General features: G+C 68.1%; 21 protein-coding genes. 6 read left to right on the top strand and 15 right to left on the bottom strand.

Annotated elements, in window-relative coordinates:
• Both I55_RS01945 and I55_RS01940 read right to left on the bottom strand, forming a co-directional pair.
• On the bottom strand, positions 1 to 261 hold a 261-nt coding region (locus I55_RS01945; protein WP_044558760.1), incomplete at its 3' end, for a hypothetical protein.
• A 128-nt stretch (positions 262 to 389) separates the two neighbouring features.
• On the bottom strand, positions 390 to 842 hold the full coding sequence (locus I55_RS01940; protein WP_148293529.1) for a DUF2946 family protein: 453 nt from the start codon (positions 840 to 842) through the stop codon (positions 390 to 392).
• Between the two features lie 142 nt (positions 843 to 984).
• On the opposite strand from I55_RS01940, the gene I55_RS01935 reads away from it, so the two are divergent.
• Genes I55_RS01935 through I55_RS32625 form a run of 3 tightly spaced genes read left to right on the top strand, consistent with a single transcriptional unit; the run spans position 985 to position 3,151 of the window.
• Complete coding sequence (locus I55_RS01935) at positions 985 to 1,242, top strand: hypothetical protein (RefSeq protein ID WP_044558758.1); 258 nt, start codon at positions 985 to 987, stop codon at positions 1,240 to 1,242.
• On the top strand, positions 1,242 to 2,474 hold the full coding sequence (gene zigA / locus I55_RS01930) for a zinc metallochaperone GTPase ZigA (protein WP_044558772.1): 1,233 nt from the start codon (positions 1,242 to 1,244) through the stop codon (positions 2,472 to 2,474). The genes I55_RS01935 and zigA overlap by 1 nt, the downstream gene beginning before the upstream one ends.
• A gap of 11 nt (positions 2,475 to 2,485) precedes the next feature.
• Positions 2,486 to 3,151 (top strand): DUF1826 domain-containing protein, encoded by a 666-nt coding sequence (locus I55_RS32625; RefSeq protein WP_159107088.1) that lies wholly within the window; start codon positions 2,486 to 2,488, stop codon positions 3,149 to 3,151.
• On the opposite strand, the gene I55_RS01920 is transcribed toward I55_RS32625, so the two are convergent.
• The 10 genes from I55_RS01920 to I55_RS01875 all read right to left on the bottom strand — a co-directional run bounded on the left by I55_RS01920 (position 3,148) and on the right by I55_RS01875 (position 18,668).
• Positions 3,148 to 3,642, bottom strand: coding sequence for a DUF3299 domain-containing protein (locus I55_RS01920; protein ID WP_049973746.1), 495 nt, complete (start codon positions 3,640 to 3,642; stop codon positions 3,148 to 3,150). The genes I55_RS32625 and I55_RS01920 overlap by 4 nt on opposite strands.
• Positions 3,643 to 3,760: 118 nt before the next feature.
• On the bottom strand, positions 3,761 to 5,029 hold the full coding sequence (locus I55_RS01915; protein ID WP_044558757.1) for an MFS transporter: 1,269 nt from the start codon (positions 5,027 to 5,029) through the stop codon (positions 3,761 to 3,763).
• Positions 5,030 to 5,040: 11 nt separating this feature from the next.
• A complete protein-coding gene (locus tag I55_RS01910) occupies positions 5,041 to 5,751 on the bottom strand; it encodes a hypothetical protein (protein WP_044558756.1) in 711 nt (236 codons plus the stop codon).
• An 89-nt stretch (positions 5,752 to 5,840) separates the two neighbouring features.
• On the bottom strand, positions 5,841 to 7,220 hold the full coding sequence (locus I55_RS01905; protein ID WP_044558755.1) for a sigma-54 dependent transcriptional regulator: 1,380 nt from the start codon (positions 7,218 to 7,220) through the stop codon (positions 5,841 to 5,843).
• Positions 7,205 to 8,689, bottom strand: a complete 1,485-nt coding sequence (locus I55_RS01900; protein WP_044558754.1) for a HAMP domain-containing sensor histidine kinase — start codon at positions 8,687 to 8,689, stop codon at positions 7,205 to 7,207. Before I55_RS01900 ends, I55_RS01905 begins: the two co-directional genes overlap by 16 nt.
• Positions 8,690 to 8,896: 207 nt before the next feature.
• Positions 8,897 to 9,694: a DUF1868 domain-containing protein gene (locus I55_RS01895; protein ID WP_049973745.1), complete on the bottom strand. Its 798-nt coding sequence runs from the start codon at positions 9,692 to 9,694 to the stop codon at positions 8,897 to 8,899.
• A gap of 34 nt (positions 9,695 to 9,728) precedes the next feature.
• On the bottom strand, positions 9,729 to 12,380 hold the full coding sequence (locus tag I55_RS01890; protein ID WP_083900765.1) for a TonB-dependent receptor: 2,652 nt from the start codon (positions 12,378 to 12,380) through the stop codon (positions 9,729 to 9,731).
• Positions 12,381 to 12,486: 106 nt separating this feature from the next.
• Positions 12,487 to 13,656 (bottom strand): ROK family transcriptional regulator, encoded by a 1,170-nt coding sequence (locus tag I55_RS01885; RefSeq protein WP_049973743.1) that lies wholly within the window; start codon positions 13,654 to 13,656, stop codon positions 12,487 to 12,489.
• 70 nt (positions 13,657 to 13,726) lie between these two features.
• Complete coding sequence (locus tag I55_RS01880; RefSeq protein ID WP_049973742.1) at positions 13,727 to 15,805, bottom strand: phosphocholine-specific phospholipase C; 2,079 nt, start codon at positions 15,803 to 15,805, stop codon at positions 13,727 to 13,729.
• 64 nt (positions 15,806 to 15,869) lie between these two features.
• Entirely contained in the window at positions 15,870 to 18,668 is a 2,799-nt protein-coding gene (locus tag I55_RS01875) for a TonB-dependent receptor (RefSeq protein WP_252180980.1), read from the bottom strand.
• Between the two features lie 189 nt (positions 18,669 to 18,857).
• Here I55_RS01875 and I55_RS01870 point away from each other — a divergent pair, with 189 nt between their 5' ends.
• The 3 genes from I55_RS01870 (at position 18,858) to galA (ending at position 24,433) form a co-directional block, all read left to right on the top strand.
• Positions 18,858 to 20,009 carry an ROK family transcriptional regulator gene (locus I55_RS01870; RefSeq protein WP_044558750.1) on the top strand — a complete coding sequence of 384 codons (1,152 nt, stop codon included), beginning with the start codon at positions 18,858 to 18,860 and terminating at the stop codon, positions 20,007 to 20,009.
• A gap of 90 nt (positions 20,010 to 20,099) precedes the next feature.
• A complete protein-coding gene (locus I55_RS32620; protein ID WP_049973740.1) occupies positions 20,100 to 21,416 on the top strand; it encodes an MFS transporter in 1,317 nt (438 codons plus the stop codon).
• A gap of 182 nt (positions 21,417 to 21,598) precedes the next feature.
• Positions 21,599 to 24,433 (top strand): beta-galactosidase GalA, encoded by a 2,835-nt coding sequence (gene galA, locus I55_RS01860; protein WP_199902421.1) that lies wholly within the window; start codon positions 21,599 to 21,601, stop codon positions 24,431 to 24,433.
• A gap of 105 nt (positions 24,434 to 24,538) precedes the next feature.
• Here the strand turns inward: galA and I55_RS34010 are convergent, their stop codons facing one another.
• The 3 genes from I55_RS34010 to I55_RS01850 form a co-directional block, all read right to left on the bottom strand.
• Positions 24,539 to 25,399, bottom strand: a complete 861-nt coding sequence (locus tag I55_RS34010; protein WP_083900763.1) for a protein-L-isoaspartate O-methyltransferase — start codon at positions 25,397 to 25,399, stop codon at positions 24,539 to 24,541.
• A gap of 12 nt (positions 25,400 to 25,411) precedes the next feature.
• Complete coding sequence (locus tag I55_RS32615; protein WP_049973739.1) at positions 25,412 to 25,864, bottom strand: helix-turn-helix domain-containing protein; 453 nt, start codon at positions 25,862 to 25,864, stop codon at positions 25,412 to 25,414.
• Between the two features lie 217 nt (positions 25,865 to 26,081).
• A partial coding sequence (locus I55_RS01850) for a beta-glucosidase (protein WP_044558749.1) occupies positions 26,082 to 26,581 on the bottom strand: 500 nt, incomplete at its 5' end.

Genomic DNA, 26,581 nt, shown 5'->3' with positions numbered 1-26,581 from the left:
CCTGGGCCTGGAAGGTGCGGGCTGGAAAGCCGCGGAGGGCCGCGGTGGGGAGGCGCCTTCCTCGGCGTCCAAGGCCGCCAGCGCGGCCTGCACCTGCTCCAGCTGGTGTTGCAGGGCGGCCTTTCTTTCCGCCCTGCTGGTGGCGGGGGCCTCGGCGTTCTGGATGGCCTGGGCGGCGGCGGGGCTGGCCCAGGCCGCGGACAGGGCGATGGCGGCGGTCAGCGCGATGGCGCCGCCGGTTCTGGAATCAAGATGGGACACGGGGATGCGATAGCCTCTCCTGACGCGGCCAGCCGAATGGGCGGCCGCGATGCCTTCCCCAGCCCTTCACGGGCCGGCGGATGGCATGGAAAACCCGGCCGCAGAAGCGGGCCGGGGACGGATGGGGGTCAGGAGGGGAGGACGGGCGGTCCCCGGGCCAGGCGTGTGCCGGGCGGTCGGGTTCGGGGCCATGGCGTGGCGGCGGCGGGTGCCCATGATACAGAATCGCGCCGGGGGGAGAGCACCAGGGCGACGACCAGCAGGACGGCGGCCAGCGCCGCGACCGCCGCGAAGACGCAGGGCGCGTCCATGCCATGACCGGTGTGACCGGCATGGCCGTCGCCATCGCCATGATGGTGATGATGGGCCATGGGGTCCATCAGATTGGACAGCGCGTCATGCACGCTGTCGCAGAGGATGATGGCGCTGGCGCCGGGCGATCCGGCGGCCGGATTGGGCATGTAGCCGACCGGGATCAGGCCCCGCAACGCCAGGACGGCCATCAGCACCCATGCCCATCGCAGGAACGGGCGTCCCTGCGGCGGCACTCTCCAGGCGCGGTGGCGACGGCGGCGTTGCATGGGTTCCTGATAAAAAAGCGCGGTGGGCCTGTCAACCGGCTTGGTTGGCACCGCCTTCGTCACCCCTCGGTCCGGATTGTTTCTTAAAATGTGATGTTATAACATAACTCATATCTGAGCCTTGATGTGGAGCCCGTGACCGATGTCCATCCCCATACATGCCCCTGGCCTGACGGACGGGGTGATCCCGCCCCGGTTCGGCGAAGCGCTGGAAACCTTTCGCGGCGCCATGGCCCGGTGCGAGGCCGCGGGCATTCCATCGCACAGCGCCGTCGCCGCCGCCTTGGTCGATCTGATGCCCCGGCTGGTCGCGATCTATGGCGCGGGCGGTGTCGCCGACGTCCTGGGCACGCTGGCCGTCTATGTCGCGCAGGATGAGGACGGGGTGACCCGTCAATGATGACGCCGCGATCCTCCCGGCGGGACCGCCGGCTGCCCGTCACCGTGCTGTCCGGTTTTCTGGGCGCCGGCAAGACCACCCTGCTGAACCATGTGCTGAACAACCGCGAGGGGCGCCGCGTCGCCGTCATCGTCAACGACATGGGCGAGGTGAACATCGATGCCGACCTGATCCGCGCCGGCGGTGGGCAGCTGTCGCGCACGGATGAGACGCTGGTGGAAATGACCAACGGCTGCATCTGCTGCACCTTGCGCGACGACCTGTTGCAGGAGGTGCGCCGCCTGGCGGGGCAGGGGCGGTTCGATTACCTGCTGATCGAATCCACTGGCATCTCGGAGCCCCTGCCGGTGGCGGCCACCTTCGATTTCCGTGACGAGGACGGGGCCAGCCTGGGCGATGTCGCCCGCCTGGACACCATGGTGACGGTGGTGGACGCGGCCAACCTGCTGCGCGACTACGGCTCGGCTGATTTCCTGCGGGACCGGGGCCAGGCGCTGGGCGACGACGACGCCCGCACGGTGGTCGACCTGCTGGTGGACCAGATCGAATTCGCCGACGTCATCCTGCTGAACAAGCTGGATGCGGCCACGCCGGACCAGGCGGCGGCGGCACGGTCCATCATCCACGCCTTGAACCCCGATGCCGACGTGGTGGAAACCACCCTGGGACAGGTGGACCTGGCGCGCGTGCTGAATACCGGACGCTTCGACTTCGCCCGGGCGCAGGAACATCCGCTGTGGTTCAAGGAACTGTTCGATCCGGGCGCCCACGTGCCGGAGACCCAGGAGTATGGGATCGACAGTTTCGTCTACCGCGCCCGCCGGCCTTTCCATCCGGCCCGGTTCCACGATTTCCTCAACCGGTCCTGGCCCGGCGTCGTCCGCGCCAAGGGCCACTTCTGGCTGGCCACGCGGCCGCAATGGGTGGGGGAGGTCAGCCAGGCCGGCGCGCTGGTGCGGCATGAGGCGATGGGGTTTTGGTGGGCCGATGTGCCGCGGGAACGCTGGCCCGATGATCCCCAGTGGCGCCGGACGCTGGAGGGCAACTGGGATCCTGTCTATGGCGACCGCCGCCAGGAAATCGTCTTCATCGGCATGGGCATGGACCAGGCCGCGCTGCGCCACGATCTAGATGCCTGTCTGGTGGAAGGCCCGGCCGAACGCCTGGACCTGGCGGCTTGGCGCGGGCTGCCCGACCCCTTTCCGCGCTGGAAGCGGGGGGACGAGGCGTGAGGGGGGCGGCTTTGGCATTATCGCCACCCCCGGCGGGGCGGTCGTTCGCCGGTGTCGTGGAGGGCGGCAGCCCCATCGTCCTGGCCCGCATCGCCGATCCCGCCGTGGGCCTGGCGCTGTGGCGGCGCGCCGACATGTCCGGCGGCGCCCTTGAATCCTGGCTGGACGCCCTGCCGGCGGACCGGCTGCCCCATGGCCGTTTCCTGGTGCGGCCTTGGGAGGTGGTGACGGCCCTGGCGACGGTGCTGCCCGGACCGGGGTTCGCCACGGACGTGGCCGACCTGTGCCGCCGCTTCCTGGCCATCGCCGGCGGCGACTGGGTTGACGTGCGGCTGGAGGCGGTGGCCCATGACGCTTGCTGGAAGTTCCACCGCGATCATGTCCGCTTGCGGCTGATCACCACCTATCGCGGGCCGGGCACGCAGGTGGTGGCGCCGGTGGATGGCGCCCGCGCCCTGGCGTCCCAGCGGCGCTATCGCGGCCCGCTGTACCAACTGCCCCGTCATGCCGTCGCCTTGTTCAAGGGCTGCGGTGAGACGGGTGGATGCGAGGAGGGGGTGGTCCACCGCTCCCCACCCGTCGCCGGCACCGGGCAGGTGCGCCTGGTGCTGTGCCTCAACGCGCCATCGGCGGCCTCGCCTGACCCGTGGGGTGGGGGCCCGTGGGGTGGGGATTAGCCCTTGGTCTGGGGTTTCGCCCCGTCCAGGTGATAGTACAGGCAATTCTCGTCATCCGGCGTCAGCCGCACGGTGCCGGTGACCACCACCATGTCATAGGTGACGGTGACCGGCTCCGTCGTGCGGACCTCCACCACGTCGGCGGCGCCGGGCGGCGGGCAGAAGGGGCAGCTGGGGGCCAGCGCGCTCAGCAGGAAATGGGTGGATCGCTCCGTCTGCTCCAACGGGATGATATAGCCGCCCAGGGTCAGGCTCTGCCCCGCCATGCCCTGCACCTTGGGTCCGAAGACGGCGCGCAGCCGCGTGCCGTTCTTGACCTTGACCTCGATCTCCTTCACGTCGGCGATCTTGTCCCAGCCCAGCGTGGCCCGGGGAATGTCCTGCGCCTTCGGGATGGCGGTCTTTTCCAGCCTCAGGGCGCGGGCGGCACCCGGCATGAAGGCGGACAGCATGGCGGCCGTCAGCAGGAATGGCAGGCGGGATGGCGGCATGGTGGGTTCCAAGAGTGTGAAGCGATGTTAATGTTATAACGTAACATACACTCATCGCTTTTGCCGGTGAAGCGCAATGGCGCGGGCGACGAATGCTGCGTCCGGCGGTGGCGTGCTCTCAGGACGGCTGGGCCTCGCGGCGGACAGGGCTTCCCTCCTCCACGCCCGGAAGCGACGTTTCCGGGAACAGCAGCAGGAAGGCCAGAAGGCCGACGCCGGCCGCGACGCCCAGGCCGAGGAAGGTCGCGGAGTACCCAAGCCAATCGACCGAGGCGCCTGCCGCCAGGCCGCTGACCGCCCCGCCTATGCCCTGGGCGGACATGATGAGGCCCAAAGCCAGGTTGTAGTGTCCGGTGGCACGCGTCAGGTCGGCGACGATCAGGGGCGTCAGGACACCGATGAGACCGGCGCCGACCCCGTCCAGAAGCTGGACGCCGATGAGCCAGGCCGGGTTGTCGGAAACGATGTAGAGGCAGGCCCGGACCGGCAGGATGGCGAACGCGATGAGCAAGACCGGCTTGCGGCCCCACTTCTGGGCGTAATGACCGGCGAACAGCGCCATGGGCAGCATGACCAGCTGGGCGGCGACGATGCAGGACGACGTCATCGCGGTCGCCCACTCCGGGTTCGCGTTGGCCAGTTTCTGCCCCACCAGGGGAAGCAGCGGCGCGTTGGCGAAGTGGAAGAGCAGCCCGCACCCGGCAAAGATCATGAGCGGCCGGCACCGGATGAAGGCGGACAGGCGCGGCGTCGCGGGCGGCTGGTCATGCCCCCGGGCCTGATCGTGCCCCCGGGCTTGATGGTGATTGATCGCCCCCGCCGGAATCGACAGGACGGCCGCGATGGCCAGCAGGGCGAAGACGGGCCCCAGGAGGAAGACGGCCCGCTGGCCGAAGAGGTGGCCCACGACACCGGCGAGCACGGCGATGAACACGTTGCCGGCATGGTCGAAAGCGCCGTTGCGGCCCATCCGTCCCGCCAACTGGGCCCGGGCGTACAACCCCAGGGTAAGCGCCGCCACGGCGGGACCGAAAACATCGCCCACCACCGCCAGCGCGGCATTGGCCACCATGACGGGCCAGAAGGTTGGAACGGCGAAGATGATCAGGCTGCCGACGGCCAGTATGGCCAGGGCGGCGGCCACCAGTTCGCGTTTGGCGCGCACGGCGTCGATGAGCGCGCCGGCCGGCCCCTGGGCCAGCAGGCCCAGCAGCCCACCCACCATCGTCACCACGCCGACGGCCGATTGGCTCCACCCCTGCTGCGTCACCAGGAAGACGTTGAGGAATGGCCCCAAGGCCCCCCGCACGTCGGCGAGCAGGAAGTTCAACGCATCCAGGGCGTCCAGGCCATTCGGATTTTTGAGCTGCTGGCGGTTCAGCATCATGGGTGGGGGCGTCAGGGCCGGGCCGGCGGGGGAGGGGGGGCCGGTGGCTGCGGGGCGATCGGCTCCAGACGGTCAGGCGTGGTGCCGATGCCGCTTACCTCAACGACCCGGCCGAAGGGGGTGGTCAGCACCGCCCCCTCGGCGAATACCGTTTGGCCGGGTTTCAGCCCCGCGGCGGCGCGATAGGCGTCGGGGGGCAGCCGCAGGATGGTGCCGTCCTCCAGCAACGCGCCGTCGACCTCACCCTCCGGCCCATGCAGCGGCATGCGCACCCGACCGCTCGACAGGGCGGGCACGCCGGCGGCGGCGTCCAGCCGGCGGCCCGGGCCGGGGCCGTCATCGCTGATGGTGATCTTCGACGCCTCGTCGCTTATCGAGATCGCGCGCACCAAGGGCAGGGCCGCCGCCTTCAGGCCATGCACGACCACCGTGTCGCCGGGACGGATGGCGTAGGCGATGCCGCTGGACAGGTGGGGTGGCGTCTTCACCTCGGTGCCATCCATCAGGATCAGGCCATCGATATCGCCCCGGGGCGTCTGCGTGAACTGACGGACCACGCCCCGGATGGCGGGAAGTTGCGCCGCGTCGTAGAGCGGCGCCGGGATGGGGCCTGCGGCGGGTGGCGGCGGGGCGACGGGCGCTGGCGCCTGCGCGTGACCGATGGCCGGAATAAGAAACAGGGCGGCACCGGCGAGTTGACCGAGTGTTCGAAGGGTTGGCATGGGACCACCTCCTGGCTATGGGGATCAGGAGGGGGTTGGCAAGAGGCGTGCCAGGGAAGGAAGCGAGGGTTTCCGCCGGCTTGCGGCATTCACCCGCCGTTGGCGGCGTCCGAATTCGGGACGCTGGCCGTTCGCTCTTCGGACGCCTCGATGCCGTGGCGCTTCATCTTGGCGTAGAGCAAGGTGCGCTGGATGCCCAGCAGGCGGGCCGCCTCCGTACGGTTGCCGGCGCACCGGTCCAGCGCGTGGCGTATCATCGCGGTTTCCAGCCGGGCGACGGCCGCCGGCAAATCCCCCTCTGGCGGGGCCGCCGGCCCCCCGGCCGGTGTCGGGGAATCCGACGGGCTGAGAAAATCGATATCGGAGGCGGTGACGACGGCGCCACGGACCAGGACCGCCACCCGCTCGACGACGTTGCGCAATTCCCGGACATTGCCGGGCCAGCTGTAAGCCACGAGGCGGGCCGCCGCGTCGGCATCCAGGGTCTTGTGCCCGGCCTGCGCCAGGAAAGCCTCGGCCAGGGGCAGGATGTCCGCCCGCCGTTCCCGCAAGGGCGGCAGATGGATGGGGATGACATGCAGCCGATAGAACAGATCCTCCCTGAAGCCGCCCTCCCTGACCTGTTGGCGCAGGTCGCGGTGGGTGGCGGCCACCACCCGCACATCCACGGACAAGGGCTTGCCCCCGATCGGCGTGACGGCCCGCTCCTGCAGGGCCCGCAGGATCTTCGCCTGCAGGGCGAGGTCCATGTCACCGATCTCGTCCAGGAACAGCGTTCCGCCGGCGGCCTGGCGGAAGGCGCCCATCCTGTCGGCGGTGGCGCCGGTGAAGGCGCCCTTCACATGGCCGAAGAGTTCGCTCTCCATCAGGTCCGATGGGATGGCGGCGCAGTTGACCGCCACGAAGGGCTGGGCGGCCCGCTTCCCGTGATCGTGGAGGGCGCGGGCGACGACTTCCTTGCCCGTTCCCGTTTCCCCCGTGATCAGCACGGTGGTGTCGCTGTCCGCCAGCATGCCGATGGTCTTTTGCACCGCCCGCATCGCCTCGGACACGCCGAGGAGGCCTTCGGGCTGGACGGCCGGCTTCCCGCCGGGGATGGGGCCGCCTTGGTTCAGGGCCAGCATGCCCTGGATCACCCGCGTCAGTTCCGCCCGGCTCACCGGTTTGGTCAGATGATCGAAGGCGCCCAGGCGCATGGCCTCGATGGTGTTGGCCGCCGAGGCGTGGGCCGTCAGCACGGTGACCGGCAACGACGCGGACCGGGCGCGGACGCGCCGCAGGACCTCCAGCCCGTCCAGGCCCGGCATGCGCAGGTCCAGGATCATGGCGTCGACGGTGTCCTTCGCCAGCATCGTCAGCGCGATTTCCCCGGAAGGGGCGGACCGGGGGGTGTGGCCGCAGTCGGCGACCACCTCGCCAAGCGCGTCCCGCAGGGCCGCGTCGTCATCGACGATCAGCACGGTTGCCATGGAATCTCGATCTCGAACGTGGTCACACCGCCGGTGTGATGGAAGCGGGCGGTGCCGTCGTGGGCGGCCGCGATTTCCCGCACGATGGACAGACCCAGGCCCGTGCCATCGGCGCGGCCGGTGACGAAGGGTTCGAACAGCTCCTCGCGCAGGTGCGGGGGCGGTCCGGTCCCCCTGTCCTCCACGGCCAGGATCAGGCGCTCCCCGGCCAGGTGTTCCCCGGCCAGGCGCGCCAGGACGTGGACGGTGCTGTTCCCCGGTGCCGCCTGCAGGGCGTTCAGGACCAGGTTGTCCAGCGCGCGCTCCAATTGGCCGGGGTCGAACCAGGCATGCGGCACGGCGGTTTCGCTGCTCAAGCTGACTCTCCGGGCTGCGGCGGTGTCGGCATGGCGCCGGAGGACGCGATCCAGGAAGTCCCCCAGGGGAACCCGCTGACGGGCCGGCGCGTCCTGGTCGGTGACGCTGAGCAGCCGGTGAAGCAGGGTGTCCAGCCGATCGATCTGTTCAAGGATGGCGCCCAACGCCTGCTCCTTGCGAGCGGCGTCGCCGGCCAGGGCGTTTTCCGCTTTCAGTTTCATCGCGGCGATGGGGTTGCGGATCTCATGCGCCACCCCGGCGGTGATCCGCCCGATGGCGGCCAGGCGCTGGCTGGCCGCCATCTTCCGCGCCATGCCTTCGGTCCGCCGCCGCTCCGCCGTCAGTCGTTTCCCGGCTTCGTTGAGCGCCCGGACGATGCGATCCAGTTCCCGTTCCCCGGTGGTGGGCAGGACCGGAAGGTCGCTGACGTCGTGCGCGGCGAGCGTAGCCTCGATGCGCGCGATATGGCGCGACCAGGTCAGGGTCAGCTGGATGAGCAGCGCGGCGGCGGCGAGGACGATGATGAGAAGCAGCCCCAGGCCCATCATGAGCTGCCGATAGCCCTGGCCACCCAGGGTGCGCACCCGTGTCATGCTCCACGCCGTCAGGCCGGACAGGGGGCCCGGCAACGGTCGGGCGGCGAGGATCAGCACCTCGGTCGAGGCTTGGTATTGGGCAGTGACGGAATGGCCGGCGCTGAGGGCCGCCTGGTTGATGGCCCTGATGCGGGTCAGTTCCGCCTGGGGCAGATCGGTCTTGGGGCCCGCGCCTTCATAGGTCGGATAGGCGTAGGCCAGCGATCCCTCATCCTCCCGCCACAGGCCGCCCTCGATCCCCGGATGGTCGCGCAGGGCGCTCTGGACCACCGATCCCAGCCCGTCGCGGAGTGTCGATACGCTCTCCGCCGGGGCGTGGTCGCGCCATCCGGTCACGTAGAACCGGAAGGCCTCGGCCTGCGCGTCGCAGGCGCGGGCGACCTCGGCCTCGCCTTGCCTGACCTGGGCCGTGGCCGACCGCTGGAAAAGCGCCGTCATCAAGGCACCAATCGCGAGCGCGGCGATGGCCACGGTGAGGAGGAGCGCCAACAGGCGGGCGTGGAGGGATCGAAACACGGGGGCCGGCTCGCAAGTCCTGGGGCCGAGGCGGGGACCGCCCCGGGCCTGCGAACGAAATAGACTTTGGACGCCGGGAAACCAGCGCCACCCAAGGGACCTTGTTCAGGAATGATCACCCCCCGACCCGGTTCCCCCATGCCGGGTCGGACCGGCTGGTTCCCCCGGTTTCAGCATGGCCGGCCAGGCGCCAGGTCGGGGGTGCCCTCACGTCAGGAAGAACTGGCGTTGGAAGGCGAACATGTCCTTCAGGGTGCAGTACTCCGGCGGCCCCAGCAGGATCAGCGGGCTGGCATCCAGCAGCCTGGCCTTCCACAGCCGCAGGGCCGCCCGGAAATCCTGGTCCTCCGCCGCCGTCAGCCAATCGACCTGGTAGGCGATGGTGATATGAAAGCGATAGCGCTCTTGGCCGGGCGCGCGGATGTCCAGACAGGTGGAAAGGCGCTCCCGCAGGATGCGCAGCTTGCGATCCTCGGCCGCGTCGGCCGGCAGCAGGCGCATGGTCAGCGGTCCCTCGCCAGCGGCGGGTTCCGCCGGGTCCACCCTCATGCGCAACGGCAGGTCGCAGTCCAGCGCGAAGGCGCGCAGCCGATCGCCCAGCAGGCGGTCGCAGTCCACCATGGGGGCGTCCAGCGGGATGGTGCTGGGCCACAGATTGGGCTTGCGTTCCGCATCGTTGGCGCCGCCGAAGATGGTCATGTGATAGCTGGAGGGCGGCAGCAAGGTGATCTTGCGGCTGAAGGCGTGGGCCGGCGCCTCGCGATAAATATCCAACAGGGCGCCGAAGGCTGCGGCGTTTTCCCCCTGCTGCGGCAGATGGCAGATGATGGTGTTGCCCAGGAAGGGCTTCACCCGGCCATCGGGCCAGAACTTGCGGCCCACATCGGGCGGGCGGGCGGGGTGGGCCGGCCCGTCGCCGGTCAGTTGCGCCCACGCCGGCGCGGGCAGCAGGTTGGTGCCCAGGACGCCCAGCAGGGCGCGGCGGACAGTATCGGGCTTGGACATCGGCGGCCTTTGTTCTCTGAATTGCTGAGGGACGTCAGAAGCGCAGGGCCGCGCCTAGCATGACGGTGGGGGCGAAGCCGATATATTGCCGCCCCAGTTCCAGGTCGCGGCCGTCGTTTTCCCGCACGTCCTCGCCCGTCAGGTTCTGAACGGTGACGCTGACCGACAGCATGCGGCTGACGTCATAGGACAGTTGCAGGTCCAACCGGTCGGCCGGCATGTAGTCGCGATTCTGGTAATAGACGGCCGCCCCGGTCAGGTTGGAATAGCGGTCGTCCCACATCCTGCCGGTATGGTTCCAGGCGATGCGGCCGTGCAGCTTTTCGCCCTCATAGTAGAGCGAGACGTTGAAGACACGGTTGGCCTGCTGCGGCAGCTCATGCCGGTCCACCACAGTGCCGTCGCCCAGGATGATGGGGAAGCTGGTCCACGAGATCATGCCATTGGCGGCGATGCCGAAGCCGGCAAAGGGCTCCGGCAGGAAATCGAAGTCGTGGATGAAATTGAACTCCAGCCCTTTGACGGTGGCGTCATACGGCGAGTTGCGCGCTTCCGAGACGTTCACCGGAGCGTTCACGCCGTTCACCGACAGGGTTTCGGTCTGGGTGAAGGTGAAGATCTCGTTATGGATGGTCTTGTAGTAGCCGCCCAGCGAGACCAGCCCCCGGCCGTGGTCCAGATACCATTCCTCCGCCACATCGATGTTGTCGGATAGCCGGGGCTTCAGGTCCGAATTGCCTTGCGACATGGTGTAAATGGCGCCGGTGGTGGAGAGCGAGCCGCCGTGGGTGGCCTGGTCGGAATAGCGGGGGCGGCCCAAGGTGCGGCTGTAGGCCAGGCGCAGTTGGCTGTCATCGGTGGTGTGGATCGTCCCGGTGACCGAGGGCAGGGGGGTGGTGTAGCTCTTGTCCGACGTCGCCGGCCCAATGACGCCATTGGTCTTCACATTGCCGTCGGAGGTGAAGCGCGTGCCCTCCACCCGGGCGCCCGCCTGCACTCGTCCCCAATCGGCGGTATAAGCCAGCAGTCCATAGCCGGCGTAAATATCCTCGCTCACCCGGTAGTCGCCGCCCAGGGCCGAGGCGGTGTCGCTGGTCTGTGCGGCGGAGCCGGCATAGGCGGCGGCCACTTTGGCGTAGCTGCGCCCGAAGGCCTGGTCGGCCAGGGCTTGGCTGATCAGCGGGATGCCGCCATCGTTGCAGGTATAGCCGCAGGTGTATTGGCCGGCGAAGACGTCGGCCAGGGTATAGCCGCCGGCATTGTAGGTGGTCTGCGTCAGGCTGTTGACCTGTCGCGTGCCCACCCATCTGGCACCGACCTTGAAGCCCAAGCCCCGGTCTTCCGGCCCGACATGGTGAGACAGGCTGGCCTGGACGTCGAAGACGTTCTCGGCCAGTTGATAGTCTTGGAACTGGCGGTAGTTCTGATTATAGAGCGCCCAATTGTGGGCTTTGCCGCCGTCCACGGCGGTGAACAGCGGCGCGTCGCCGCTGGTGTCGTAGGTGAAGGCCAGGTTGCTCTGCGTGAAGCGGTCAAAGACCTGGGGATTGTCCAGCAAGGCACGGGACCAGCTGCCGCCCAGATCGGCGACCAGGTCGCCGGCGAAGGTATAGCTGGCGCCGCTGTTCACGCCCCAGAGCTTGCGCGTGAAGTTGAGGTTGGCCCTCTGGGCGTACTGGTTGACCGATGACAGGGTGCCGCTGGTTTCCGTCTGGCCGCTGTCCGTGGCACCTGCGTTGACCGCGGCGTTCAGGTCGTTCCGTACCGCCGTCTCATGCTGGTAGTAATAGAAGGACGACAGGTGGGCGCTCAGTTGCGGGTTGGGCTTCCAGTCCAGGCGGGCGCTGGTGCCCAGGCGCCGGCGGTCATCCTGGTAATTGTACCAGAGGCGGCCGGCCGGTACGGCAATGCCATTGCCGCCATAGACGGTCGCCGCCGGCTTGCCGTTGGCCTGGTACCAGTTGGTCGCCGCCGCCGTCTCCTGCTGCGGGACGAAGATATCCCGTTCCCAATAGCTGGCGGACACCAGCAGGCCGAACTGGTCATCCCGGCCAAATTGCCAGGAAGAGCGCACCTGCCCCTCGCCGGCCGGGGTGTGCCCGCCGGCATCGTCGCGCTGCAGGTTGTAGCCGCCCTTGGCAGAAACCACCGTGGTGCCGTCGGGGAAGTCGAAGGCGCCGGGTGTCACCAGGTTGACCACGCCGCCCACGGCATGCCCGTCGAGGTCGGGGGAACCAGACTTGTACACCTCCATCCGTTGCGCCAGGTTGGACGGCAGGGTTTCCATATAGACCTGCCGGCCGCCGCTGTCGGGAGTGGCGAAGGTGAAACCGTCGATGGTCACGGTGTCGTAGTTGGCGTCGAACCCCCGGATGGTCACGAAGCGCGGCTCACCCTGATAAATCAGGACGTTGACGCCAGCGACACGCTTCAGGGCATCGGCCACGTTGAAATCGGGCAGGCTCCCCGTCTCATCCGCCGACACCGCGTCCAGCACTTGCACCGCGTCGCGCTTGACCGCCGTGGCGCGCAGGTTGGATGTGCGCTGGCCGGTGATGGTGATCTCCTGCAAGTCGTCATCCCCGCCGGCCGTCTGGGCCAGGGCAGGCGCCGGGCGCAGCGCCACCATGGCGCACCCGGTCAGCAAAGCAAGACGGCAGGCGGTCGAAAAGCGGTGCGTGGTCATGATGGTGCTCCCTCGATGGCTCGAAGGGATAAATAACTCACAGTGAGTTATTATTGCTCTGCTGATTTATGATGTTTTCATGATGCACCTTCTGGCCGGGCGGCCATCAAAAGAAATGATGCAAGAACGGCAGGGTGGCGGCCCCCAGCGCCGCACCGTCGCCTCCGGTGCGCGAGGCCACCAGGGTGGGAAATCGGCGGTCCTGGTCCCGCACTGGCACGGAATAGAAGCGCGCGCGCTCGATCAGGTGCTGGGTCAAGGCGGCGGGAATGCGGCCGCCGATAACGATGGCATCGGGATCAAGGACGGCGGCGGCGGCGGAAAGGATGGCGGACACGCCTTCCCCGGTGCGGGCCAGCCACGTCTCTACGGCCGGCCATTCCGGATCGAAGGCTTGGACCAGGGCGCCAACGGAGGAGAAGGGGCGGCCGGCACCCGGCTGGGCATTCACCAGGTCCAGCAGCAGGCGCAGGGTGGGACGGTCAGGCCGGGTCGAGGGCGGCAGGGTGCCGGTGAATTCCCCGGCGTTGCCATTGCGTCCCCGCCAGGGCTTGCCGTCCAGCACGATGCCGCCGCCCAGGCCGGAGGCGATGTGGATGTAGGCGAAGCTGCGGTGATGCCGGCCGGCGCCATAGACGCTTTCCCCCGCCGCCGCCGCGCTGCCGTCATTCTCGATCCACACCGGCAGTCCCAGGGCCGCACCCAGATGGGCCTCAAGGTCCGTCAGCGCCCAGTCATTCATGACCAGGGGCGCGTTCACCGCCCCCCGGCTGTCGACGAAAAAGCCCGGGATGGCCACGCCCACGCCAACCAGCCGGGAGCGGTCGAAGCCGCTGGCGCCGGACAGATCTGTAAGGATGGCGCCCAGACGGCTGGTGACGCGGCTGCGGTCGGTGGTGTCGAACAATTCCTCATGCGTGGCCCTGACGCGGCCCGACAGGTCGATCACCACGGCTGACAGGGCGTCGTCCATGATGGAGACACCGACGGAAAAGGCGGCATTGCGGGCAATCTCGATGGGCAGGCTGGGCTGTCCCGGTCCCGACGGCACCTTGGGACCGCCCACCACCAAGTCACGCTCCATCAGGGTCCCGACCAGCCGCACGATGGATTGCAGGGTAAGACCGGTTTCCCGGGCCAGGTCGGCCCGGGAAATGGGCCCCCGCTCGCGGATGAGCCGAAGCAGGCGCCGCTCATTGGCGGAGCAGAAGCCCTCCGGGGCGCCAGTGGCGGGGGCGCCCCGTCCGGCGGCGGTCGGCGTCGACACGATATCCATGAGACTGCTCATCACGCGAGGGTAACGTCGCGCTCTTATCTCAGGATGACGTGCGGGACGCATCCCTCTTTCAGCTATAGGCCCCCCACGCCGGATCGGACCGGCTGGTCCGGCCGGTTTCAACATGACCGGCCAGGCGCCAGGTCAGGGGCGCCCCGGGGCCTGTCAGGGTTAGCGTGGCGTCGTACCAGCCGTCGTTGGCGGCCGTGGGCCAGGTCAACGCGAGGCGATTCCCGGCCGCCACCGTCGCCGTCATGGCGGCGTTGCCATAGGCGTTGTCGCTGAGCCCCAGGCCGATGGCGTCCCCGCCCCGGCTTTCCACGGCCACCGTCACCGTCTGGCCGCCGCCGCTGGCGGTCGTCGACAGCGCCAGGGGAAAGGCCGGGCGGGGGCCCGCCGTGAGGTGGCGCAGGAAGCCGTTGGGGCCCAGCATCAGCACGTCGCACCCCTGCTTGCCGCTGAACGGCGCCGGGGTGGACAGGCTGCTGCCGGCGGCCAGGGTGTGGCGCGCGGGAGCGCTGTCGGGTGCCAGCAGGTCGAAGACGTGGAAGACCGCGGCGGCCCGCCCCCGGTTGTGGAAGGTCAGGGTGGGGCCGTCCCGCCCCTCCGGCGCGGGCGCCACATCCACCGCCAGATCATAGGGGGTGGGCCGTAGGGGACGCTGCCCGGGTTCCTGCGGCAGGGGGGCGTCGTGGCGCCGGGGTTCCGGTTCCGGCAAGGCGGCCTGGACCCGCACCTGGGCGGCGTATCCCCGGGTGTCTGGCAGGACCGCCGGCGGTTGGGGCGCCCGCGCGAAGTCGAAGGCGCTGGTCAGGTCGCCGCACACCGCCCGGCGCCAGGGGCTGATGTTGGGTTCGGCCACGCCGAACCGCGCCTCCAGGAAGCGCAGGACGGAGGTGTGGTCGAACACCTCGGAACAGACGGCGCCGCCCGTGGTCCAGGGGGAGACGACGATCATGGGCACCCGGGCGCCCAGGCCGAAGGGCTGCCCGTCGCCGGCGTTGACCGCGCCGGTCAAGTCCACGTTGGACAGGCCNGCGCCCGGCGCCGTCGGCGGGGCCGGCGGCAGCACATGGTCGAAGAAGCCGTCGTTCTCGTCATACAGCACGACAGGGGCGGTATGGCGCCATGTCTCCGGATTGGCGGTCAGCGCCTCCAGCACCGTGGCGATGTAGGCGGCGCCGTCCAGCGGGGCATAGCGCGGGTGTTCGGAATGGTTGTGGGGCGGCATCAGCCAGGAGACGGCGGGCAGCCGGCCCGCCTTGGCATCGGCGGCGAAGACGCTGGGCGGGCGGCGGGTCATCGCCTTGGTGTGCAGCGGCGACCCCACCGGGGCATGGGCGAACTGCGTGAAGAAGCGCAGGGCGTTGAAGCAGCTGACGCCATCATTCTCATCGACCGCCGGCCGGTGCCGGGGCCGGATCATGTCCTGCACGTCGATGCTGAAGGGGCCATCGGCGTCCACGCCCTGATAGACACACCAGGAGATGCCGGCCTTTTCCAGGCGTTCTGGATAGGTGGTCCAGGAAAAGGCCGGGCCGTTCAAGGGCTGGAAGTCCGGCCCCTCCGCCGGCTGCTTCAGCACCGGCCCGCCCGCCAAGCCCAAGGGATCGGTGGTGCCCGTCATCAGATGGATGCGGTTGGGATTGGTGGCGCTGGGGGTGGAGCAGAAGAAGGCATCGCAGATGGTGAAGGCGTCGGCCAGGGCGCAGTGGAAGGGGATGTCGGCGCGGACGTAATGCGCCATGGTCAGCGCGCCCTTGGCCGGCACCCAGTTATCGTTGCGGCCGCCATTCCAGGCGGCATGCCCATCCACCCAGGAATGGGGCAGGGAGGCGATGTTCTGGGCGGCGGTGGTCGCGCCATCCAGCGGGAAGGGGCGCACATGGCCGCCCTTGCCGTCCGCCTGGCGCCAGATGTCGCCGTCGCCGCCGGGCGCCGTCGCCCGGTCATGAAAGCCGCGCACGCCGCGCAGCGTGCCGAAGTAATGGTCGAACGACCGGTTCTCCTGCATCAGGATGACGACATGGCGGATGTCCGCCAGGCTGCCGCTTCCGGCCGGTGGGGCCAGGGCCAGGGCGCGGTGGATGGGCGCCAGCAGGGCGGCGGCGCCGGCGGCGGTAAGAAGGTGGCGTCGGGTGGGCCGCACGGGAAATCTCGCGTCGATGAAGGGAACAATCCCCGGGGGCTGGTCCCCCGGGGATGACGGCCGGTCACAGGTCGGGCGTGAAACGCACCCCCACCCAGAACACCGTGGGGACGGAATAGCTGTCCTTCAGCAGGTTCTGGTTGGGGCCCACCAGGCTGGTCAGGCGGCTATGGGTCAGGTTGCTGGCCTCGCCGAACAGGGTGACGCTGTCGCGCACCTTGTAGCTGGCCTGCAGGTCCAGCTGCTCACGCGGGGCCCAGTAGAGGTCCTGCCAGGCGATGTCGGGCACGATGGAGCGCAAGGCCTTGCCCTGGCGGTTGTAGGCCAGGCGCACCTCGAAATCGCCGTCGCCATAGAACACCTGGACATTGCGCGTCTGGTTGGGCTGGCCCACCAGGCGGTTCAAGGTGCGGGTGGCGCCGCTGGACTGCACCACCGACAGTTCCCCGTCCAGGAAGGACCAGTTACCGCTGACGCCGAAGTCGCGCAGCCACGGATGGATCCATTCCAGCGAGTTGACGATGGCGTTCAATTCCACGCCCCGGATGGAGGCGTTGCTGGCGTTCTGCGGGGTGGAGACCACGGCGTTGGCGTAGCTGACGCCCTGATAGGTGTAGCCGATGGAACTGGCCGTGAAGATCTCGTCCTTGATGTCCTTGTTGAACAGGGCCACCGACAGCAGGCCGCCGGCCTCGTTAGGCAGCTTGTAGTCGAAGGCCAGGTCGACGTTGGTGGACAGGCGCGGCTTGATGTTGGGATTGCCGATGGTGACGGACACGCCGGTGGCGTTGGGGTTGCCCAGGTCCGCGGCGTTGGTGAAGCTGATGGAGGTGCGGGCGGCATAGGCGTCGTAGCTGGGTCGGCCGATGGTCTGGCTGGCGCCCACGCGGACGTCCATGTCGCGGGTGAGGTCGTAACTGGCCAGGGCCGAGGGCAGCAGGTAGTCGTAGCTGGAACTGGTCTTGAGGTCCGTCCACGCGCCAGAGACCTTGGCCCGGCTGATGGTGTCCTGGTCGGTGCTGTCGTTATGCAGGCCCACCTGGGCGTGGAAGTCGTCCAGGGCATAGGCGACGGTGGCGTAGGCGCCCACCGTCTGTTCCACATGCTTGAAGTTGTCCTGGTTGTTGAAGGACGACTGGTCCGTCAGGTTGAACCAGGATGGGTTGGCGTTGAACGCGGCCCAGGCCTTGGCCGGGTCGATGGTCAGCAGGTTCAGGCCCTGGGAATATTTCATCGGCGCCCCGGCCGGGCCGGCGGCGTTGGCCAGCAACAGGCTGCCGGCGGTGTTGTTCGGTTCCCAGTCGTAACGCCAGACGTTGTAGTCGGGCCGGTCGTCGGTGAAGCTGGCGCCCACGGCGAAGCCCAGGCCCTGGTCCTTGGCCCCCATGTTGTAGCGGTAGTCGGCGCGGGTGTTCTTGATGTCGTCATCGGCCGAGCGCTTGCCCTGGCGCCAGTACAGCCCGCTGTAGTTCGACAGGTTGTAGTAGGCGCTGGGCGCCATGGCGAACTGCTGGTTCAGTTGGCTGGTGTCGTAGGTGAAGCCGTAGGCGGGCTTGGCCGCGTTGGTGGTGATGGCGCCGGCGCTGCCCGGGGCGGGGTAGCTCAGCCCGGTCATGTACTTCACCATGTCCAAGGGCTCGCGGTAGGTGGAGCGGGAGATGTCGCCCCGGATGGACAGCACCTGATTGGGCTCCGGGCGCCAGTCCAGCCCGGCCTGCGCCAGATTGGTGGTGGTGATGATGTTGGCGTGCTCGTACCCCACCTCCACGTCACCGCCGGGATAACTGCCCGACGTGGTGGTCTGGTTGTACACGGTGCCGGTGTTGCGGGGGTCGAGGATGATCTCGTTGCGGTCCATCGTGTCGACGAAGCGGTAATGGCCCAGCGTCAGGAAGCCATACAGCGTGTCCGTGGGTTGGACTTCCAGCTTGGTGGTCGCGCCCACGCGCTGGCGGCTGTCTTCCACGTACCAGTACTTGTCCTGCTGTGGCACGGCGATGCCGTTGCCCAGGTTGTTGTTTTTCTGCAGGACGCCGGCGCTGTTGTAGAAGTTGTAGTGGACGGTGTCCGTCGTCATATGGGTGTCGGTGAAGCTGTCCAGCTTCTGGTAATTGGCCGACACCACCACGCCGAACATGTGGTCGGGCCCGAAGGTCATGCTGCCCGTGCCGCTGATGCGCCGGCCCAGCGGGTCCTGGCTGCGCGGTTGGCCGTGGTCGTTGGCCATGCCCAGCGCGCCCTCCGCCGTGAAGAAGGGACGGCCGCCATTGTCGAAGGCGCTGCGCGTCTTCAGGTTGATGGCGCCGCCCACGGCGTTGGGGTCGAGATCCGCGGTGAAGGTCTTGGTCACCTGCAGTTCGCTGATCATGGAGGTGGGCAGGATGTCCAGCCGCACGCCACGGCCCATGGAGCCCAGGTTGCCGTTGGGCGTGCCGGGGCTGGCGATGGGCACGCCATCGATGGTCACGTTGTTGTAGGCGGGCCCCAGGCCCCGGATGACCGGCGTCGCCGCCTCGTCACGCGGGTGTTCGTTGTCGGTGGCCGGCAGGACGGACAGGCCGGGCACGCGCCGCAGCGCCTCCACGATGGTGCGGTCCGGCAGGGCCTGGGCGTCGTCGGCGCTGATGACGTCGGTGACGCCCGGTGTGTTCAGCTTGGTGTCGATCGCCTTGGCATTCGATCGCCGGAGGCCGGTGACGATGATCTCCTCCGGGCTGTCGGCGGTGTCGGCCGGCGCGGCGCTTTCCGGTGCCGCGGCCATCGGCGCGTCCGCAGGCTGTGCCCAGGCCGTCATCGCCTGCAGCAGCCCCCAGGACAGCGCGGTTCCCATCAGGGCGCGCTTGCGCCCACCATCACAGAGCATGATCCCCAACCTCATTTCTTTCCCCCGGGCCTGTTCCGGCCGTTGAACCACGGGGTGGCTCCCCCCGTGTGCGCACTGGGCGCTGTAATGTATACAGCATGCATACTATACAGAATGTATGACGCCTTGATGACGGCGCGCGCTTGTGTCTCTATGACGGGGTCGTCTCCTGCCCGGTTGCCTGTTCCCATGCAGACGTTTTCCGACCTCGATCCCGCCTTGCCCGTCGTCTCGGTCGCCCGCCCGGTCAGCGACGGGGGGCGGCGCCTGCTCGACCTGGTGTTCAAAAGCGGGGGCCTCAGCCAGGCGGAACTGACGCGCTCGCTGGATTTGTCGCAGCCGACGGTGACGCGCCTGCTTCAGGGATTCCATCAGGATGGCCTGGTGCGCCTGTCCGCCCGGCAGGCGGACCGGCCGGGTCATCCCAGCGTCCATGTCAGCCTGAATCCGGATTTCGCCTATGCCCTGGGCGTCTCCATGCTGGGCGACGCCCTGTCCATGACCTTGATGGATTTCGCCGGCAGGGTGCGGGGGCAGCGGCGGGCCGCCATGCCGACCATGGCCCGTCCGGTGGTGCTGGAAAAATTGCGCGGCTTCATGCGCGAGTTGACGGATGAGGCCGGCATCGATCCCCGGCGCCTGGTCGGCATGGGGGTGGGCATCTCCGGCTTCTACGTCGGGCAGGGCCAGCTGTTCAATCCGCCCGTCTATCTGGACGATTGGGCGTTGGTGGAGATCGAGCCCATCCTGGAGGAGGCGCTGCGCCTTCCGGTGCGGGTGGACAATGACGGCACGGTGGCCGCCATCGGCGAGAACCTGTTCGGCGTCGGCCGCCGCTGCCGGAATTTCGCCTACCTGCACCTGACCAACGGCTTCGGCGGTGGCATCATCGCCGATGGCAAGCCCTTTCGTGGTCAGCACGGTAACGCTGGGGAGTTCGGCGGCGTCTGGACCCTGGCGGGCGTCACCTACACCAACCTGGATCTGTTGCAGACCTGCCTGAAGGAACACGGCCACGCCTTCGCCACGGTGGAGGACATGGTGCAGACCATCGACATCAGCTGGCCCGGTGTTTCGCAATGGCTGGACCATGCCAAGCATTCCTTCGGCGTGCTGTGCGGCCTGCTGGCCTACAGCATCGATCCCGGCATGGTCGTCATCGGTGGCCGCCTGCCCCCGTCCATCGCCCAGGCCCTGGTTGACCAGATCGTCGTGCCGCAGCAGAACCACCGCCGGGACCGGCCGCCGCCGTCGCCCAAGGTGGTCGTGGCCGAGGCGCCGGGCGATCCCGTGGCCCTGGGGGCCGCCGTCACGCCGCTGCGCAACGCCTTTTTTGTGTGAGCAGTCCCCCGGGCGGTGGGAAGCGCCCGACATACCGCTGTAACCAGGCGGGGATAGTGTGCCGGCGGAACGATGCTGGGGGCATGGCCGATGGCCGGCGGGGCGACAGCCTGGAATGGGGGATGGGCGGCGCTTTGGCGGACGCCCCTGTGGCGGGCCTATGGCGCCGGCCATTTCGGCAAGAGCCTGATCTGGTACAGCAGCGAACTGCTGTTCGCCTATTTCCTGACCGAGGCCTGCGGCCTGCCGCCGCGTGCCATGGGCGTGGTCCTGGCCCTGTCGCTGGTGATCAACGGCGCCACCGACATGGTGATGGGCCACCTGCTGCGCCGGCTGGCGGGAACCATATCCGCCGCCGCCCGCCTGCATTTCACCGGCAGCATCCTGGCGGGGGCGGCCCTGCTGCTGTTCCTGGCCACGGGCCTGGTGCCCGAGATCTGGCGCCTGGGCTACGCCCTGGTGACCGGGCTGGTGTTCCGACTGGCCTACGCGCTGTACGACGTGCCGCAGAACGCCGTCCTGGGCATGATCGCCAGCGAGAGGACACGCACCAACGTGTCGGCCTTGCGCTTCGTCGGTGCCGGCCTGGCCACCCTGTCCATCGCGGTGATCGCGCCTGTGCTGCTGGCCGGCAGCGCCATGGACAAGGCGCGGGCCTTCACCGTCTTCGCCCTGGTGTTGTGGAGCCTGGGCATGGTCAGCGCCGGCTGGTTCTGGCGCGCGTCGCGGGATGGCGCGGCGGGCGATGGGATGCCGCCATCACCCGCGCGCGCGACGCGGGCACCGTTCCTTTCGGGGCGTTTCCCCATGGGTTTGACCAGCATCCTGGCCGCCGAATGCGGCCTGGCGGCCTGCGCGTCGGTCTTCACCCGGCTGGAGCCCTATTTCGCCGCCACCGTCCTGACCTCCTCCCTGGCGCGGGGGACGGTCATGGCCTGCGTCGCCCTGGGCGGCCTGGCGGGCCAGCCACTCTGGACCCGGGTTGCGGAGCGCGCCACGCCGGCATCGGCCTTCCGCGCCTCCGGGGCCATGGCCATCACCGGGGCCCTGACCTTCCTGCTGTTCGGTGCCCACAGCCTGGTGCTGACGGCCGCCGCCGCCCTGCTGCTGGGGGCAGGCCTTGGGGGATTGAGCATGCTGCTCTGGGCCGCCGCCGGGGCCTGTGCCGTGTCGCCCGCCCTGTCCGGCCCGCCCCTGGCGCCGACGCAGGTGTTCGGGCTGCTGACCCTGTGCATCAAGGTGGGATGCGCCATGGCCATCCTGGTGGTCAGCGAGATCCTGGCGTGGCGGGCGGGTGACCGGCAGGCCATCGTCTCCGCCCTGGGCCTGATCGTGCCCATGGCGGTCATGCCGTCCCTGGGCGCGGTCCTCTGCCTCCTGCTGACGCCCCGCCTGCGGTTGTCCTGACGCGCTCTCTTGGAACATAAATTCCAATAACTCAGAATATGAAATTACCGTTGCGGGGCTGGGGTTCCACCGTTAGCATTCCGTCATGGCCGCAGGTGACGGCCGCATGCGGAACGGTTGGGGAGGGGGCCTTGGTGGGGCGGGATGCCAGTCGGCGTCAGATGCTGAAGGCCGGCGCCGCCATGGCCGCGACCCTTGCGGCCCCTGTTCCCGTCCGGGGGCCGATGGCCGGTGAGGTATCGGCGTCGCCGCTTTCCGTGGGGGCGCCGGCCGCCACCTCCCCGCGCCAGGTGCTGTCGCTGGACCGGGGCTGGCGCTTTTTCGAGGGCGACATCCCCTTTCCTGAAATCCTGGGCCAGGACGAGTCCTACGACAATGCCAAGGCGGGCAAGGCCTGGGGGGCGGCCGCCCCTGGCTTCGACGATTCCGATTGGATGGATGTCAGCCTGCCCCATGACTTCGTCAGCTTCCAACCGATCGAGGCCGACGCCAACCGGGCCCAGGGCTATCGCCGGCGGGGCATCGCCTGGTACCGCACGGCCCTGCGCTTCGATCCCGCCGACCGGGACCGCCATATCGAGCTGCAGATCGACGGCATCGCCACCCATGCCACCATCTGGTTCAACGGTACGGTCGTGGACCGGAACTGGAGCGGCTACAACGGCATCACCATCGACCTGACGCCCTCCGCCACCTTCGGCGACGACCTGAACACCCTGGCCATCCGCGTGGACGCCCACGCCATGGAAGGGTGGTGGTATGAGGGGGGCGGCCTGTACCGCCCCGTCCGCATCGTGAAGCGCGATCCGGTCCATATCATCACCGACGGGGTCTACGCCCACCCCGTGCCGCAAGGGGACGGCTGGGTGCTGCCGGTGGAGGTCACCGCCTACAACAGCGGCCAGGCCGCCGCCGCCATGATGGTGGCCGTCACGCTGGAGGACGCGGAGGGCCGGGTGGTGGCCGGTGGACAGGCGCCCATGTCCGTCCCCGCCCTGGGCCCGGCCGTTGCTCGGCTGGACTTGGCCGTGGCCAGCCCCACGCTGTGGAGCGTGGAGACGCCCACCCTCTATCGCGTCCAGACACGGTTGATGGCGGGGGACCGGTGCGTGGACGCGGTCACCACCACCTGCGGCTTTCGCACCACCCGGTTTGACAAGGACAAGGGCTTCTTCCTCAACGGCTGGCCGCTCAAGATCAAGGGCGTGTGCGTGCACCAGGACCATGCCGGCGTCGGCACCGCCATTCCCGACGCCCTGTGGGACTACCGCATCCGCCGGCTGAAGGAACTGGGCTGCAACGCCATCCGCTGCACCCACAACGCGCCATCCGCCGTGGTGCTGGACCTGTGTGACCGCCACGGCCTGTTGGTGATGGATGAGAACCGGCAGTTCAACCCATCCCCCGACACCCTGGCCCAATTGCAATGGATGGTGCGGCGGGACCGCAACCACCCATCGGTCATCCTGTGGTCCGTGTTCAATGAGGAACCGATGCAGGGTTCCGCCGCCGGATATGAGATGGTGCGGCGCATGGCCCACGCGGTGAAGGCGCTGGACACCACCCGCCCGGTGACGGCGGCCATGAACGGCGGGCTGTTCACGCCCATCAACGTCTCCCAGGCGGTGGACGTGGTGGGATTCAACTATCAGCAGGACAAGTACGACGCCTTCCACGCCACCCATCCCGACGTGCCGCTGATCTCATCGGAGGACACCAGCGCCTTCAGCGCCCGGGGCGCCTATGTGACGGACAAGGACAGCCGCACCATCGCCGGCTATGACGATCCGGTGAAGGGCTGGAACACGCACCGCGCCGCCTGGAAGGCGATCGCGACGCGCGATTTCATTGCCGGCGGTTTCGTCTGGACGGGCTTCGACTACCACGGCGAACCGTCGCCCTGGGGCTGGCCGTCCAATTCCTCCTTCTACGGCATCATGGACCTGTGCGGCTTCGCCAAGGCCGCCTTCCATATCCACCAGGCCCAATGGGTGGCGGACCGGCCCGTGCTGGCGCTGGTGCCGCACTGGAACTGGGCGGGGCGGGAGGGCCAACCCGTCAAGGTCATGGCCTGTGCCAACACGGAGGAGGTGGAGCTGTTCCTGAACGGCCATTCTCAAGGCCGCCAGACGGTTGATCCTTATGAGATGAACCACTGGATGGTGCCTTATGCCCCAGGGCGGCTGGAGGCGGTGGGTTATGCCGGCGGCAAGGTCGCCGCCCGCGCCCAGGTGGAGACGACGGGTCCCGCCGTGGCCCTGAGACTGACGCCGGACCGCGACCATCTGCGCGGCGACGGGCTGGACGCGACGCCCATCACGGTGGATGCCGTGGACGCCCGGGGCCGGCCGGTGCCGCTGGCCCAGGACCTGGTCACCTTCACGATCGAGGGCGGCGACATCATCGGCCTGGGCAACGGCGATCCCAACAGCGCCGCGCCGGAGAAGGGGAACCGCCGCGCCCTGTTCAACGGCCTGGCCCAGGTGATCGTGCGGACCCGGGCGGGGGACACCGGCCCCCTCAAGCTCACGGCCAAGGCGCCCGGCCTGGCGGCGGCGGGGATACGCCTGGCGGTCACGCCGGCGGCCGCCCCGGCGGTCCAGGCGACGGCACCCTCGGACCTGATCCTGGACACCTGGTACGCCGCACCGCTGGCCGCGACCCAGGACGTGGCGCTGGCGTATCGGCAGGCGGATCCAGCGGCCTGGGACGATTTCGGCACGCGGTGGGCCCACGACCCCCAGACCGCCGACGGCTATACCCTGTGCTCCGTCCCCTTCACCCCCCACGCCAAGGTCGGGCGCCACGGTGGGCGCGTGGTGTTCCTCAGCCTGGTCGGCATCTGCGACATTTATGAAGGCGGGCACCTGCTGGGCCGCAAGACTACGCCCGCGCCAGGGCGGATGGAGGTCGCGCTGACCCCGGGTGCCGGGCAGCGGCGCCTGGATGTCCTGTTCCAGACCCCGGCCGGTGCCGCGTTCGGCTTCGACCGCAACGTCGTCGTGCGCCAGGCTTGATTGGTGAACGTGGTCCGACGTCATCGCGGCTTGTCGACCATCTTAAGCTGTTCCCCCGATCGGTATCGAAGGGACGGAATGGCCATTCAATGTGACTGTCCAGCTTCAGTAAGTCAGACTCCATCCGGGCGATCGTAACCAGCAATCGCCGTCCGCCAAACTGCCGTGGCGGACGAGATTACGGACATTTTGTATCCCCGGCCGTTGGAACGCTTCCACCAACGCCCGCTCTGACTCTTGGTCCCGCATGCCCTCGCAGGGGATGATTGCCGCGGGACTCACGAAGGCCGCGCGGAATCCGTCTCCGATCCGCTGAACAAGGAATATGGCTCCCGATAATTGGGTGGCGCTGGGTTTTGAAAAATTGGCATCTGTCGTTAACGGAAGAAGAAGTCGCCCCCCGTCTTTTAGATTGTCGAGCCAGCTATCCGCAGGGTGAGATGCGCCGGCATTTACGTAAATGACATCCGCAGGATCGAAGTGTGCGATTGAACCATCGCCTGCGATGACTTCGACATTCGAGTATGAGGCCAGGTTATCTGCGGCGCGGGCAGCGAGATCTGGATCATACTCGACCGCCGTCACTCGCCCTTCTAGCCCGACCATTTCCGCCATGATCGCGGTATAGTAGCCAACGCCTGCGCCAATATGCACCAGATGGTCCCCCGGGACGGGGCGAACCGCCGAAATCCAATGCGCGTGGGCAGAGGGCTGACCGTTGTTCAATCCCCGGTCTAAATCAATTCCGACGAGCACATCGGCGCATAGCCACGCCGGATCTTGGTCCGGCGTTGACCTATATCCCTTAGGCCACTTGAAAATAGGCCAAGGGCCAGGTCCTAGAAATTGCTCTCTTCTAACACGAGCGAAGGCAGTTTCTAAGACGCTATTGTCAGACTGTGCCTGAAAAACGATCTGTTTTGCGAAAGATAGCCGGATTGCAGCAAGCTCGCTTTCCTCGAACATGGCGATCTCCGATCACTTTTGGCGGAATAATCTTCTAATTTGCATCGCGATTTCCACGAGCTGCTTGGGACTCGGAAGCGGCGTCTCTTCGGACACGAGCAACTCAACGCCGTCAGCCATTGGAATGCGGATGCACTTTGAAGGGTCAAGTTCGTTGTCTGCTTCGCTGTCGTGGGCGACATCCGGACTGTTTCGATGAAGCAGCGCATCCCAGACAGACGTCACCTGAAGGCCCAGGATCAAATCGCCTTTCCGTTCCCTAATCTCATCGAGAGACAAGCCGGAATTTTGCAACGTCCGGGCCTGTTGCAATTGATGGAGGTGATGCTCGGTGAAATGGGCCCCGGGCCCGCGACCCAGTGGCGGATCTATGAGCTTCTCTTGGACGTAGAACCGCACCGTACGAAGCGGAATCCCTGCCCTGAGAGCAAGCGTCTCTGCGGTGTATATGCCTGAGCTGACCATTGGTCTAATTTGACAGTTACTGTAACATTGTCAACTGTCAAATTATCGGCTGCTTGATCCTGTACGGGGAAAAGCCGTCCAAGCACCGCACCCTCATTGGTGGCCAGATCGAAGCGCTGCTGGCGCTCCCGACGGATGAGCCCGATCTTTCGCCTGACATTCGTAAGCCCCGCCCCCGGTTCCCATGGGGAACGCGGAGGCTCGGGACTGGCGCGGATCAGCAGTGGATGCAGCGGTCCAGCAGGTCATGCAGCAGCGGGTCCGTCGGTTCCCACTCCCCAATGGCCGGATGGATCAGGAAGGCCATGCGCGCGGTCAGCCGGTCGGTGTTCATGGCGGACCGTATGGCGGCCCGTTCGTAGGACTTCACCGACTGCACCAGGCCGTGGACCTCGTCGGGCAGGGGATCCAAGGGCTCCGGTATGATGGTGTCGCGGCTGATCTGGCAGGGGGTTTCGACGATGTCCTCGTCCGGCAGGTTGGGGACCGCGCCGTCGTTGCGGGTGTTGACGATGATGCGTGCCGGCTTCTCCCCGCATAGCGCCGTCATGACGTCCAGGGCGATGCGGTGATAGCCGCTGGGCCACGCGAACGGATCCTCGTCGAAGGGCGCGTCCTTGTCGAAGGCGGAACCCGCCGACGCCTCCAGCTTCATGTAGGAGCCGGAACGGCGGTTGAGATAGGCGGCGTAGGCGGCGGGGCGATAGTAGGCCGGGT

Source organism: Azospirillum sp. B4 (assembly GCF_000333275.1).
Taxonomy (GTDB): domain Bacteria; phylum Pseudomonadota; class Alphaproteobacteria; order Azospirillales; family Azospirillaceae; genus Nitrospirillum.
Note: the sequence above shows the minus strand (reverse complement) of the source record. Positions and strands in the feature narration are given on the sequence as shown.

Coding starts and splice junctions, on each gene's coding strand:
- I55_RS01940 (WP_148293529.1), bottom strand. CDS start 842: ATGCAACGCCGCCGTCGCCACCGCGCCTGGAGAGTGCCGCCGCAGGGA.
- I55_RS01935 (WP_044558758.1), top strand. CDS start 985: ATGTCCATCCCCATACATGCCCCTGGCCTGACGGACGGGGTGATCCCG.
- zigA (WP_044558772.1), top strand. CDS start 1,242: ATGACGCCGCGATCCTCCCGGCGGGACCGCCGGCTGCCCGTCACCGTG.
- I55_RS01920 (WP_049973746.1), bottom strand. CDS start 3,642: ATGCCGCCATCCCGCCTGCCATTCCTGCTGACGGCCGCCATGCTGTCC.
- I55_RS01915 (WP_044558757.1), bottom strand. CDS start 5,029: ATGATGCTGAACCGCCAGCAGCTCAAAAATCCGAATGGCCTGGACGCC.
- I55_RS01910 (WP_044558756.1), bottom strand. CDS start 5,751: ATGCCAACCCTTCGAACACTCGGTCAACTCGCCGGTGCCGCCCTGTTT.
- I55_RS01905 (WP_044558755.1), bottom strand. CDS start 7,220: ATGGCAACCGTGCTGATCGTCGATGACGACGCGGCCCTGCGGGACGCG.
- I55_RS01895 (WP_049973745.1), bottom strand. CDS start 9,694: ATGTCCAAGCCCGATACTGTCCGCCGCGCCCTGCTGGGCGTCCTGGGC.
- I55_RS01890 (WP_083900765.1), bottom strand. CDS start 12,380: ATGACCACGCACCGCTTTTCGACCGCCTGCCGTCTTGCTTTGCTGACC.
- I55_RS01885 (WP_049973743.1), bottom strand. CDS start 13,656: ATGGATATCGTGTCGACGCCGACCGCCGCCGGACGGGGCGCCCCCGCC.
- I55_RS01875 (WP_252180980.1), bottom strand. CDS start 18,668: ATGCTCTGTGATGGTGGGCGCAAGCGCGCCCTGATGGGAACCGCGCTG.
- I55_RS01870 (WP_044558750.1), top strand. CDS start 18,858: ATGCAGACGTTTTCCGACCTCGATCCCGCCTTGCCCGTCGTCTCGGTC.
- I55_RS32620 (WP_049973740.1), top strand. CDS start 20,100: ATGGCCGGCGGGGCGACAGCCTGGAATGGGGGATGGGCGGCGCTTTGG.
- galA (WP_199902421.1), top strand. CDS start 21,599: ATGGCCGCGACCCTTGCGGCCCCTGTTCCCGTCCGGGGGCCGATGGCC.
- I55_RS34010 (WP_083900763.1), bottom strand. CDS start 25,399: ATGTTCGAGGAAAGCGAGCTTGCTGCAATCCGGCTATCTTTCGCAAAA.
- I55_RS32615 (WP_049973739.1), bottom strand. CDS start 25,864: ATGGTCAGCTCAGGCATATACACCGCAGAGACGCTTGCTCTCAGGGCA.